Source organism: Serratia sp. DD3, assembly GCF_000496755.2.
On the sequence record NZ_AYKS02000108.1, the window covers coordinates 20,510 to 33,715 of the forward strand.

Genomic DNA, 13,206 nt, shown 5'->3' on the forward strand with positions numbered 1-13,206 from the left:
CGGTTGATAAACCACATCAACAAGGGATCCCCCAAATTTCTGTCGCATACCCTTTGATGGTACGGTCACTGGAGAAGAGCCCCATACCCGCGATATTTAATAGTGCCCGCCGATGCCACTGTTGCTGATGGGCGAAATCATGCAACACCTGCTCTTGAGCCACACAATAGCTGTCAAAATCGAGCAGATGGCAATAATGATCGCCTTCGGTCAACATGCGGTAAATCGGCAGGAAAAGTGATTTATCCAGATTAAAACGCCCAGAAACCAAGGCGTCAACCGCCTCCCTAGTCACCGGATTATTGCTATAGACATGATTATGGGACCCCGCAAACCGATGAGCATTGATTTCCGCCGCATTGGCCCCAAAAAGATAAAAATTGTCTGCGCCCACGGCATCACGGATTTCAATATTAGCGCCATCCATAGTACCGATGGTCAAAGCACCATTCATCGCAAACTTCATATTACTGGTGCCCGATGCCTCGGTTCCCGCCGTCGAGATCTGTTCAGAAAGATCCGTCGCGGGAATAATATGCTCAGCCAAGGAGACCTTATAATCCTCAAGAAATAGGACATTCAGTTGCCCCTTGGCACGAGGATCGTTATTAATGGTTCTCGCGACTTCATTAATCAACTGAATAATCAGTTTAGCCATCGCATAGCCAGGGGCGGCTTTTCCTGAAAACAGATGCACTTTAGGCTGTAGGGTATTGCCAGACTCTACAATGCCTAAATACAGATGTATCACATGCAAAATGTTCAGTAGTTGCCTTTTGTATTCATGAATACGCTTTACCTGGCTGTCAAATAGAGCTTGGGGATCAAGTTTCACCCCCTGCCGAGTGGCAACCAGTTGGCACAGAGCCCGCTTGTTATGCAGCTTAATCGTCTGCAACTCCTCCAATACCCCACTGTCATTCGCCAGTTTTTTCAACCCTTGCAGTTTATCCAGGTCGGTAACCCAACCAGGGCCTAATTCACGCGTCAGAAAGGTGGCCAGCCTTGGGTTAGCTTGTTGGATCCAGCGCCTTGGCGTGACACCGTTAGTCTGATTGGTGAACTTCTCCGGCGAGATAAAATAAAAGTTGGGCACTAATTCTTGTTTAATCAGTTCAGAGTGCAACTTGGCCACACCATTCACCTTATGGCTACCAACAATAGCCAGGTTGGCCATGCGTACTTTCTTCTCGCCCCCTTCTTCAAACAGTGACAATGAAGCCAGCAGTTCTGGTCTGTCAGGCCATTTTTCTGCCACTTCGCTCAGGTGACGGTGATTAATTTCGTAGATAATTTGCAAATGGCGCGGTAACAGTTTTTCAAACAAGGTCACTGGCCAGGTTTCAAGTGCTTCGGGCATCAGAGTATGGTTGGTAAACGCACAGGTTTTTTGCGTGATCCCCCAAGCAATATCCCAATCCAACCGGTGCTCATCCACCAGAATTCGCATCATTTCGACAATCGCTAACGCCGGGTGCGTATCATTAAGCTGTATGGCAACCGCATCAGGCAGTGTAGTGATATCCTCTGAACGGGTAGCAAATTCCTGGAAAATATCACGTAAGGTACAAGCAACCAGAAAGTATTCCTGTGTCAGGCGTAACTCTTTTCCCGATTGTATTTCATCAGCCGGATAAAGAATTTTTGAGATATTTTCCGAGGCTATTTTTTGGCTAACGGCGCGTAGATAATCCCCACGGTTAAAAATATGTACATCAAACGAATCAGATGCACTGGCGCTGTATAAGCGCAATTTGTTAACGGTTTTACCCCCATAGCCAGTGACAAAATAGTCGTGAGGAACCCCGACAATCACCTTCCAATCCATCCACATCGGGTTGTAATTACCATCTATATCTTCGGTAACTTCAATATGCCCGCCAACAGGAATTAACATCAGTTGCGAATGATGATCAATTAGCCAAGGGGAGTGGGTGGCATGCCAATCATCCGGCTGTTCAACCTGTTTACCATTCTGAATCGACTGCTTAAATAACCCATACTCATATTTAATGCCGTGACCCGATGCGGCAATATCCAGGGTAGCCATTGAGTCGATAAAACAGGCCGCCAAGCGCCCTAACCCGCCATTGCCTAATGCAGCATCAGGCTCTTGGCCGACGATAGCGTCAAAATCAAAACCCAACTCGCCAATGGCTTGGCTGGCAGCCGATAACAACCCGACATTCATCAAATTATTACGCAGCGACTGACCCAGCAAAAACTCCATGGACAGATAATAGAGTCGTTTTGATTTTGCGGCTTCCTGATAACCTTTGGTTTCGAAGAAACCGTCTAATTGGTAATCTCTTATTGTTAATGCCAGTGCATTAAAGATATCAGCATCAGTGGCATCCTGCAGTTCAAGGCATAAACTGTACCTCAACTTGCTGATTATATTATTTTTAATCTCGTCAACCCCAGGCAATTCAACACGTGTCTGCTTTGTATTCATTTTCATCCCTACCCAAGCCGTGTATCTGAGTGTTCTCTTCGATATGAGCAGATATTTACCCGCTCAAAGTAATCCGATAAGTATAGACGGCTTTCAACTATTCAAAGGGAAATTGCAAGGTAGTAGATTGGTATTATTAAAAGTAATTTAAGTGATTATGGAAGTCTGCGCCTATTAGGCGGACTCGTTCGACACTTGATGTTGAACTTTCTCCTTGTGAAGTATCCACCACATGTAGATACCGTGAAATTGCACTTCAACCCTGGACTGGATATTCACTCATAACAGACTCAATGCGTTCTGCACCTGCGGGCTTTCAAAGGCGGGTGCAAGTGACCTGATATCTTTCGCCGTCATTCCCAGCTCAGTTGCGAGAGGACGCCATCTTTCGCTGATGATCTCTGCCATAACCCTAAGTGCATCGCGGGCCTCGCTAGGGTCAATATTGAAGAGTGGTGCCGCGTCCAAGACAGCCAAAATGTCGAGTTCGTTGCCATGGATCTCGCTGATCGCAGTTTTTAGGGTACCGCCTACTGTGGGGACAGGATTAATATCATAGGCAGGGGAAAGAGCCCAGCGATCGACTGTCCGAATAAAACCGTGATTACGTAAATGATCGTCTGTATTCTGAATCATCACAGAGTAGGCCATGCGTGTCCAAAGTTCGACCAGATCATCACCAGCGCCATTGATCATCATCTGCTCTGCTATCGAAACGTAGTTTGATGGCTCTGTGCCTGGTAACCCCATAAATGTCTGTGCCGTGATGAAGTGGATCCGCCGAGGGTCCCCTACATCCTCGTAAGAGCGATCAAAACGCTTGATTAAGGCAACCGGAAATTGCCCAGATACGACGAATAACTTAGCTTCTGCCACCGTCATGCCTATTTCTCCTGCAAGATGCAGTGTAAGCACCTCGGCCCGCGCCATATCATATTCATCATCCATCTTTGGTAGCTTCGCTATCCAGATTGCTTGGTCTTCATCACGCACATTCACCTTTGGCCGTGCACCGCCTAGCGAACCAGCGGCATCACGCAATATTTGTCCTGCAAGGAGCTTGGCCCGGTTTTCACGATAATGAATTGGGTCGGCTTCGAAGGCGCGGACCTCATGAATCATCGCTTCGAGTTCGATGAGCCGCGGTATGGAAAAAGCATTTTCGCCTGTACGAGGTTGAGCCAATGGCAACGCCCCCGGCGCATCACTGTCGTAAAAGCGAAGTGCCCCCGAGCGCAGAAAGTCATCGACCCCAGTTAGATACTCGAAATCATTCATAGTGCGCCCGCCATTTGCCGCGCGCATAATAGCGCGGCCCCATGAGTCAGGCGCGCTGTCGGCAATAGGCAAAACAAGCGGGGATGAATTTCCATGAAGACTAGCCGAAGCGACTATTTGGCTGCGCGGCATCGCTGGAGAGAGATCAAAACCTTCTGGATTATCAATCCAGCTCTGCGCATAAGTGAAAACGGAGTTCTGACGAGCGCCATCGATGTTGAAATCCAACTGACCGACCAATTCTTCACCATCCATCCATACGTAAAGTCGTTGTTTCATGTCATTTCTCTGATCTGGAGCCTGAACCATCCCGCTTGGCTTTTAGGCGAGTGAGTAGTGATGATGCACGTCCAGATGAACTCATAACTAATCCCTCTTTATCGCGCTGATCACTCACTTTTTCGCCAGACAATGTGGATTTGATAGTGATCGCTATACCAGCAGGAGGTTTACCCGACTTGACCCTCGCACCCTTTGTAGCACGTTTCTCGGTGCTAACCTTGACGCTTTTAGGCGTAGACTTTGTACCTTGCATGACATTCTCACGCAGCATAGACAGGCCGATATCATCATTGCGTATGTCGATCAAATTGCTCAGAAGATCCAGCTTGCCAAGAATAGTAAGCACCATCGCAAGTGTGTTGAGTGAAATGCCTGCGCCATTACCGTTCTCAAGCCTATGCAAAGTAGAGCGCGAGATTCCCGCTGATTTTGCAAACGTATCAGCGGACATGCCCCGTACACGGCGCGCGAATTCAATGTCCTTGCCAAGCTTGACCAAGACTGATTCGGTTGAAGGCCGTACAACGGAACCTTTTGTCCGCCGAAGTTTACTCATATAATTTTCTTCGGGCATCTTAACCTCGCTCAACTACGTTTCATTTGTGATACATATAAGCATAACATCGACAGTATAAACCTTCCAATATAAGGTAAGTCTATTTTCTATTGTCTCATCTGTGAGTATGTTGCTGTCATTTTTAGCACCGCTCTAGAAATTGATTTCAACACGATACAGTATTCTTGCAGTCCCCTGAATGCCCATCATGGTTTCCATCAAACGGCCTCGTACCTTATTCCGTATTTTTCTGCAAACCACAGCTTCCCCCCGCTAAACGCCAAACCTCACCCTTCACTTTTATCAGACCATGCACAGCTTTGAGATTCTCTGTAAGAGAACAATAAAAACGGGTGTAAAACCCACCAGTACTTTATATACTGACGACGTATGTACGTTATCAGTACCTATGTAGAGGGGGGGTATATGACAAAACAAGCTGTTTTTACTATGAAAATTGAGCCTGAATTACGCTCGGAATTTATGGCGGCAACAAACGCTATTCATCGCCCTGCTTCACAAGTCATGCGTGAGCTGATGCGAGAATTTATTAAAAAACAAAAAGATATGCAGGAATATAATCAATTTTTACAAGCCAAGGTTGATGCAGGGCGAGCCTCTATGCAGGCTGGAAAGGGGCGTTCTAATGATGACGTTGAAGCTAAATTTTCCGCACTGCGTAACCAACTCAAAAGCAAATCATGAAAGTAATTTGGGCACCTGAAGCAGAACAGGATCGTGAAGATATTTGGTATTACATTGCTGAAGATAATCCAGAGGCTGCTCTTCGGATGGATACCCTGTTCAGTGAGGCCGCTGATAGATTATCTCGCCACCCAGAAATTGGGCGCCAAGGAACTATCGCTGGCACACGGGAACTGATTGTTCATGAAAGTTATCGGTTAGTGTATCAAATCGAAGATGACGCAGTATGGATTATAGCCTTGGTGCACACCGCTCAACGATGGCCGCCATTAGTGAAATAGCAAGTAATGATGATGATTGCGTTCAGTCTATCCAGTAAGGCAAACTTGATACCATCTCGTTTACAGTCTCACGCAAAAATAGTTATCCCGACAGGGTATCAATGCACTTCTTACTGGCTGATTTTCTATCAACCATAAAAAATGCCATTAATGATATAAAAAATCATCAATGGCATTAATTTTATTAAATCAATACGTTAAGTAGACTGTTTATTCCCACTCAATTGTCGCTGGTGGTTTACCACTGATATCGTAAACCACACGGGAAATGCCGTTGACTTCGTTAATGATACGGTTGGAGACCCGGCCGAGGAATTCGTACGGCAGGTGTGCCCAATGCGCAGTCATAAAGTCGATGGTTTCTACTGCCCGCAGGGAAACTACCCAATCATATTTACGACCATCCCCCATGACCCCTACCGAACGCACGGGTAGGAACACGGTGAATGCCTGGCTGACCTTGTTATAGAGATCCGCTTTGTGCAGTTCTTCGATAAAAATTGCATCGGCACGGCGCAGCAGGTCGCAGTATTCTTTTTTCACTTCACCCAACACGCGCACCCCTAAACCTGGGCCAGGGAATGGGTGGCGATAAAGCATGTTGTATGGCAGACCCAGCTCCAGGCCAATCTTGCGCACTTCGTCTTTGAACAGTTCTTTCAACGGTTCAACCAGACCCAGTTTCATCTCTTTCGGCAGGCCACCCACGTTGTGGTGCGATTTGATCACATGAGCCTTGCCAGTCAGAGAAGCGGCAGATTCAATCACATCCGGGTAGATGGTGCCCTGTGCCAGCCACTTCACCTGGCTTTGTTTGCAGGCTTCTTCATCGAACAGTTCAACAAACACCCGGCCAATAATCTTACGTTTGGCTTCTGGCTCATCAACGCCAGCCAACGCGCTCAGGAAGCGTTGTTCTGCCTGAACATGGACAATATTCAGGCCAAAATGGTCGCCGAACATTTCCAACACCTGCTCCGCTTCGTTCAAACGCAGTAGGCCGTTATCCACAAACACACAAGTCAGGCGTTTGCCGATAGCGCGGTGTAGCAGCATGGCGGTAACCGAAGAATCCACACCACCGGACAAGCCGAGGATCACATGCTGGTCTCCTACCTGCTGGCGAATACGCTCAATGGCATCGTCAATAATGCTGGCAGGTGTCCATAACGCTTCACAACCGCAAATGTCCAATACAAAACGTTCCAGCAGGCGCTGGCCCTGGCGGGTATGGGTCACTTCCGGGTGGAACTGCACGCCATAAAAACGTTTTTCTTCATTGGCCATAATGGCAAATGGGCAGGTATCGGTACTGGCAACAGTGACAAAATCAGACGGGATAGCCGTCACTTTGTCGCCATGGCTCATCCATACATCCAGCAATGGGTTGCCTGCCGGGCTGATGGCGTCTTCAATACCGCGAGTCAAGGCGCTGGTGCTGGTCATTTCTACCTGTGCATAGCCAAACTCACGTTCGTTTGAACCCTGTACATGGCCACCTAACTGTATCGCCATGGTCTGCATACCATAGCAAACCCCCAGTACCGGGACTCCAGCAGTAAAAACATATTCTGGTGCGCGCGGGCTATTAAATTCAGTGGTACTTTCCGGGCCGCCAGAGAGAATAATGCCGCTCGGGTTGAATGAACGGATCTGTTCTTCGCTCACATCCCAGGCCCACAATTCACAGTAAACGCCAATTTCACGCACACGGCGTGCTATCAACTGGGTATATTGCGAACCGAAGTCCAGGATGAGAATGCGATGCTTATGAATATTTTTTGTCATGTGAGGCAAATTCCAGCAACAGAAAAAAGGGCAAAAAGCACATTGAGGATGAGGAAGGAACTCCCTCCCCCCTAGGCGCTTCTTGCACGAATGGGCGAAATATTAGCCCATGCGGTAATTAGGAGCTTCCTTGGTAATGGTCACATCATGCACATGGCTTTCCTGAATACCTGCACCGCTGATGCGCACAAACTCAGCTTTGGTACGCAGTTCATCAATGGTGGCGCAACCGGTCAATCCCATACAGGAACGCAAGCCTCCCATCTGTTGGTGCACGATAGCCTTCAACATACCTTTGTAAGCCACACGGCCTTCAATACCTTCCGGTACCAGTTTATCAGCAGCGTTATCAGTCTGGAAGTAACGGTCGGAAGAACCTTTCGACATCGCCCCCAAAGAGCCCATGCCACGGTAAGATTTGAATGAACGCCCCTGATAGAGTTCGATTTCCCCTGGCGACTCTTCTGTCCCCGCCAACATGGAACCGACCATCACGCAAGATGCGCCGGCAGCAATCGCCTTGGCAATATCACCCGAGAAGCGGATCCCGCCATCAGCAATCACCGGGATACCACTGCCTTGCAACGCCTCTACCGCATCAGCAATCGCGGTGATCTGTGGAACCCCTACGCCAGTCACAATACGTGTGGTACAGATAGAACCTGGGCCAATCCCCACTTTTACCGCGCTAACACCGGCATCCATCAATGCTTTGGCCCCAGCGGATGTCGCCACGTTGCCGCCAACAATTTGTAGCTCTGGGTATTTGGCGCGAGTTTCACGAATGCGTTGCAATACTCCCTCGGAATGACCATGGGAAGAGTCAATCAGCAGTACATCCACCCCGGCAGCAACCAGCGCATCAATACGTTCCTCATTGCCTGCACCGGCACCCACCGCAGCACCGACACGTAAGCGGCCATGCTCGTCTTTACAGGCATTCGGTTTACGCTCTGCTTTCTGGAAGTCTTTTACCGTGATCATACCCAGCAGACGGAAGTTATCATCCACCACGAGGGCTTTCTCGACACGCTTTTCATGCATTTTCTGCAGAACGACGTCACGTGCTTCCCCCTCTTTGACGGTCACCAAACGTTCCTTCGGTGTCATCACCGCCGTCACCGGTTGGGTCAAATCGGTAACAAAGCGGACATCCCGGCCAGTAATAATACCAACCAGTTGATTACCGTCCGTCACCACCGGATAACCGGCAAAACCGTTACGTGCGGTCAGGGCTTTCACTTCCTCCAGCGTGGTATTCGGTGTAACGGTTTGTGGGTCAGTCACCACACCGCTTTCATGCTTTTTCACGCGGCGAACTTCTTCCGCCTGACGCTCGATAGACATATTTTTGTGAATAAAACCCAGGCCACCTTCCTGTGCCAATGCAATGGCCAGGCTGGATTCGGTAACCGTATCCATCGCTGCTGACAGCATAGGGATATTTAGGCGGATAGATTGAGTCAGTTGGGTACCAAGATCGGCAGTATTAGGCAGAACTGTGGAATGGGCTGGAACCAGGAGAACGTCGTCAAACGTCAGAGCTTCTTTAGCGATACGTAGCATGGGCAATATCTCACCAAGGTGGTTGGGGAAAAGATAAAATATTGCCGCTGCATTATACAGAACGTAACCGATTGCCTCCAGCATTTTCTGATAAAAACTCTTGATTACCCTGCAATGCAAGGTAGTATCAACCGATTAAGTCTCTGTTTTGAAATTTGATCTGGCTCACATGTCGCTACCTACTGCACCCTCAATTTTTACCGTAAGCCGCCTTAATCAGACGGTTCGGCAACTATTGGAAATGGAAATGGGCCAGATTTGGCTCTCCGCCGAGATCTCCAACTTCTCTCAGCCCGCCTCTGGTCACTGGTATTTCACGTTGAAAGATGAGCGTGCCCAGGTGCGTTGTGCCATGTTCCGCAACAGCAACCGCCGTACTACCTTCCGCCCGCAAAATGGCCAACAGGTTCTGGTGCGTGCCAGCATTACGTTGTATGAACCCCGTGGGGATTATCAACTGATTGCCGAAAGTATGCAGCCCGCAGGGGATGGCTTGTTACAGCAGCAATTCGAGCAGTTGAAACAGCGCCTGTCTGAAGAGGGGCTGTTTGAGCAGCAGTTTAAGCAAGCATTACCCAGCCCGGCCAAATGTGTTGGGGTGATCACGTCAGCCAGTGGTGCTGCGCTCCATGATATCCTGCAAGTATTGCAACGCCGCGATCCGTCTTTACCGGTTATCATTTACCCCACCTCGGTACAGGGCGCGGAAGCCCCATTGCAGATTGTGAATGCCATTGAAACCGCTAACCGCCGCAACGAATGTGATGTGTTGATCGTCGGCCGTGGGGGCGGATCACTGGAGGACTTGTGGAGCTTTAACGACGAACGTGTCGCACGGGCGATCTTTGCCAGCCATATTCCCATTGTCAGTGCGGTTGGGCACGAAACCGACATCACTATCGCCGATTTTGTCGCTGATTTACGCGCTCCCACCCCTTCCGCCGCCGCCGAGTTGATCAGCCGCAATCAGTTGGAGCTATTACGCCAATGGCAATCACAGCAGCAACGGCTGGAAATGGCTCTAGACTACTATCTGGCACAACGACAGCAGCAGTTCACCCGCCTTCATCATCGGTTGCAGCAGCAACACCCGCATTTGCGTCTGGCACGGCAACAAACGCGACTCTTTAAATTACAACAGCGCTTGCAAGAAGCCATGCAGTGGCAGTTGCGCGGCTGTTCACGCCGCAGTGAACAATTGCAACAGCGTCTGCGGCAACAACAGCCAACGGGTAGCATACACCGGTTACAGCAACGTATTCAGCAGCAGACCTATCAGTTACAGCAAGGCATGGCGCAGCAGCTTAATGCTTATCGTCAACGGTTTGGTATTGCTTGCAGCCAGTTGGAAGCCGTCAGCCCACTGGCCACTTTGTCTCGTGGCTATAGCGTAACGCAAACACCGGGTGGTGATTTACTGAAAACCACCAAGCAGGCGCAAGTGGGTGAGTTAGTGAAAACACAGTTGCAGGATGGTTGGCTGGAAAGCGAGATAAAAACCATCAACGTCACCAAGAAGCAACGTGGTAAAGGTAGCGAGCGGCGTGAATAGCAGTAGCCCCTGCCGTTTTTAAATAACGGCAGGGGCTAACATCAATTACAACGTATAGCTATTACAGCGAGCGCCATTAACCCACAGCTCACGGGTTTCACCCGCAGGCAAAACAATATTCAGCGTTTGCCATGTTGGCTTGAACTGGCCTTCAGTGGTAAAGGTCAACTCAATACGTTGGTTATCAGTCACTGCCTGCCAACGCAGCCACAACGCATTGCCTTGCTGCCAACCATGGCTCTCGCCATCATCTTCAAATAGCAGCCCCGCAGAACGCCCGGTGCCCTTGGTTGGGAACAGCCGCAGTTCACGGTAATTATCGGCAGCAATATCCACATGGCCCAAGTAGTGAGAAATCGGTAATCCGGCCCCAGCACGTACCAGCAACGGTAAGCGTTCCAAAGGCGCATCCACCACAATAGTCTGACCACCGCTATACCACTGACCGCTGTAGAAGCAGTACCAGCCATCGGTGTTATCCGGTAGATACACCTCACGCTGACGTTGCCCAGGTTCAACCACACTAGCTACCAGCAGGTCACGGCCCATTAAGAAGTCATCCGTCTCACGCAGTGTATTCTGGTCATGTTCATGGTCGAGGAAGGTGGGACGTAACATCGGTTCATCATCTGCGCTAGCCTGCCACAACAGGGTGTAGAAGTACGGCATCAGTTGATAACGCAGATTAATCGCGTCACGAATCATCGGCGTTGACGTTGGGTACATCCATGGCTCGTTCACCGTCGCATCATCATTCCATGAATGGATGGTGAAACGGGGATGCATCACACCATTTTGTACCCAGCGTACAAACAGTTCTGCATCGGGTTTATCACCAGAGAACCCGCCCACATCGTGCCCAACGTTATATAACCCGGATAAACTCATGCCCACCCCCATACGGATGTTGTAACGCAGAGTTTGCCAATTGGTACGGTTATCACCACTCCAGGTCTGCACGTAGCGTTGCATCCCCGCACAACCAGAACGGGAAATCAGGTAAGGACGCAAGTTTGGTGCGAACTGTTGCTGTGCTTCCATTGACGCGCGCATCATCAGTAACGGCATCACCGGGCGAATATGTTTGATGGCAATCGGTTTGCCAAAACCGTAGCAGCGTGCCTCACCATCCCACACTTCATATTCGTTGTTATCGTTCCAGGTGGAGTCGATGCCCATTTCCAGCAACTGTTCGGTAACCCCTTTCTGCCACCAGCGCACCGTTTCAGGATTGGTAAAGTCCAGGTGTGAACCTTCATCATCCCAGAACACTGAACGTTCAGGCGTGTCGCTTTGCGAGTCACGGATAAACAAGCCCTGGTCAGCCACCTGCTGATATTGCGGGTGATCCTGTAGCAAGCAAGGTTTGATATTGGCCGCCAGTTTTAACCCAGCATCATGGAATGCTTTGCTAAGCATTTTCGGCTGCGGCACTTTGTCGTAGTTCCAGTTAAAGACATAACGCTTGTTATTAATCGAGGTATAACCGGAAGAGAGCTGGAACGAATCACAAGGGATCGCATGTTCACGGCATAACTTAATAAACTGCTGCAGCTGATGTTGAGCATCTGGGGCATCGGTGTAATGCATGGTGGAACCGCTGTAACCCAAACTCCACTTCGGCCCAAACAGGGTTTTACCGGTCAAGCGGACAAAGGCTTTGGTGACATCCAATACTTTAGGCCCGAGGAACATATAATAATCCAGGTCCCCAGCTTCAGCCTGATAACGGCGATAAGCCAAGTGATAGTTGTCGAGCTCATTACCTAAATCCAACCAGCAACTGCTCAGGTTGTCATAGAACAAACCAAAGCTGACATCATCACGGCGAGTAATGGTGAAGGGAATATGTTTGTACAGTGGGTCGGTACTGGCTGCGTTATAACCCATCGCATCCAGATTGCGCATCTCAAAACGGCGCCCTGTCCGCTCCAAGTCCCCAGCTTTTTCCCCAAGCCCGTAGTAACGCTCATTTTTGTAACGGCGCTGATAATGCGCGACACCGTCACCATGAGCGTTGAGCAGATAAGCGCTGGTTGGGCGGTCAGCCGCCAACGGTTGCCACTCACCGGCATCATTGCAATATTCCCACTCCAGCCACAGTGGCTGGTGTACCGTAACACGCAGTTTCGCGGTGGCGACGGTCAGGCTTTCCTTATGCTGTTGCAACTGATAACCCGGTAAGTTAAAGCCGTCCACACTCTGGCGATCACGCCCTTGCCAAGGGACATCTTGTTGCGGTGCAATGCTCCAGGTACGATCCAGCGCCAGCTCACCGTGGCGCTTAATCAGTACGCGAAATAGATTGTTTTCCAGTACATACAGACACAACAGATGCTGTTTATCGACCAGCAGTTCAATACGGTCGGCATATTGCCCGGCTAGCGTCCAAGTTTTTAACGTTTTCATATCAATCCAACTTAGAGAGTAGGTGAAGGTTTTTTGCCACGTTCCGCGATCAAACCAACCAGGTCAAAAAGCCCATGGCAACAATGCGTTTTTCCGCTGCAGTCACGGTTAATTTCACCGGTACTGGCAGCATTTTTGTGGCGAATCGCAAAGAGATAGCACCACTTTTTCTACCAGGCTTTGATTTAATCGCATTTAAAATGCCATTCAGTCTCAAAACCCGGGCTGAGAAATTTAGCCTTCCAAATAGACTAACCAGTGAGGTCTATGAGTGAAATAGTAATTTTTGCAAAAATTCTCACAAATCAAGTAAAGTATTGCCATCGTGCTTATA

Annotated in this window: 10 protein-coding genes; 4 read left to right on the plus strand and 6 right to left on the minus strand. The window is 49.3% G+C overall.

Going from position 1 to position 13,206, the window contains the following annotated elements; translation table 11 throughout:
* Positions 1–16: 16 nt before the first annotated feature.
* From IO95_RS20225 to IO95_RS23685, 3 genes are all read right to left on the minus strand, one after another.
* On the minus strand, positions 17–2,455 hold the full coding sequence (locus IO95_RS20225; RefSeq protein WP_023491878.1) for a glycogen/starch/alpha-glucan phosphorylase: 2,439 nt from the start codon (positions 2,453–2,455) through the stop codon (positions 17–19).
* 279 nt (positions 2,456–2,734) lie between these two features.
* Positions 2,735–4,012 (minus strand): type II toxin-antitoxin system HipA family toxin, encoded by a 1,278-nt coding sequence (locus tag IO95_RS20230; protein WP_023491879.1) that lies wholly within the window; start codon positions 4,010–4,012, stop codon positions 2,735–2,737.
* A gap of 1 nt (position 4,013) precedes the next feature.
* Positions 4,014–4,589 carry a helix-turn-helix domain-containing protein gene (locus IO95_RS23685; protein ID WP_023491881.1) on the minus strand — a complete coding sequence of 192 codons (576 nt, stop codon included), beginning with the start codon at positions 4,587–4,589 and terminating at the stop codon, positions 4,014–4,016.
* Positions 4,590–4,997: 408 nt separating this feature from the next.
* Here IO95_RS23685 and IO95_RS20240 point away from each other — a divergent pair, with 408 nt between their 5' ends.
* Both IO95_RS20240 and IO95_RS20245 read left to right on the plus strand, forming a co-directional pair.
* Positions 4,998–5,276: a CopG family ribbon-helix-helix protein gene (locus IO95_RS20240; protein ID WP_023489181.1), complete on the plus strand. Its 279-nt coding sequence runs from the start codon at positions 4,998–5,000 to the stop codon at positions 5,274–5,276.
* A complete protein-coding gene (locus tag IO95_RS20245) occupies positions 5,273–5,557 on the plus strand; it encodes a type II toxin-antitoxin system mRNA interferase toxin, RelE/StbE family (protein WP_023489180.1) in 285 nt (94 codons plus the stop codon). Before IO95_RS20240 ends, IO95_RS20245 begins: the two co-directional genes overlap by 4 nt.
* 210 nt (positions 5,558–5,767) lie before the next feature.
* On the opposite strand, the gene guaA is transcribed toward IO95_RS20245, so the two are convergent.
* Together guaA and guaB are read right to left on the minus strand one after the other, a co-directional pair.
* Positions 5,768–7,345, minus strand: coding sequence for a glutamine-hydrolyzing GMP synthase (gene guaA, locus IO95_RS20250; RefSeq protein ID WP_023489179.1), 1,578 nt, complete (start codon positions 7,343–7,345; stop codon positions 5,768–5,770).
* A gap of 102 nt (positions 7,346–7,447) precedes the next feature.
* Complete coding sequence (guaB, locus tag IO95_RS20255) at positions 7,448–8,911, minus strand: IMP dehydrogenase (RefSeq protein WP_023489178.1); 1,464 nt, start codon at positions 8,909–8,911, stop codon at positions 7,448–7,450.
* A gap of 169 nt (positions 8,912–9,080) precedes the next feature.
* Between guaB and xseA the strand changes: the two genes are divergently transcribed.
* Positions 9,081–10,463: an exodeoxyribonuclease VII large subunit gene (gene xseA, locus IO95_RS20260; RefSeq protein WP_023489177.1), complete on the plus strand. Its 1,383-nt coding sequence runs from the start codon at positions 9,081–9,083 to the stop codon at positions 10,461–10,463.
* A gap of 45 nt (positions 10,464–10,508) precedes the next feature.
* Here the strand turns inward: xseA and IO95_RS20265 are convergent, their stop codons facing one another.
* Positions 10,509–12,872 (minus strand): TIM-barrel domain-containing protein, encoded by a 2,364-nt coding sequence (locus IO95_RS20265; RefSeq protein WP_023489176.1) that lies wholly within the window; start codon positions 12,870–12,872, stop codon positions 10,509–10,511.
* 74 nt (positions 12,873–12,946) lie between these two features.
* Between IO95_RS20265 and IO95_RS25405 the strand changes: the two genes are divergently transcribed.
* Complete coding sequence (locus IO95_RS25405) at positions 12,947–13,147, plus strand: hypothetical protein (protein ID WP_023489175.1); 201 nt, start codon at positions 12,947–12,949, stop codon at positions 13,145–13,147.
* The last annotated feature ends 59 nt before the right edge of the window (positions 13,148–13,206 follow it).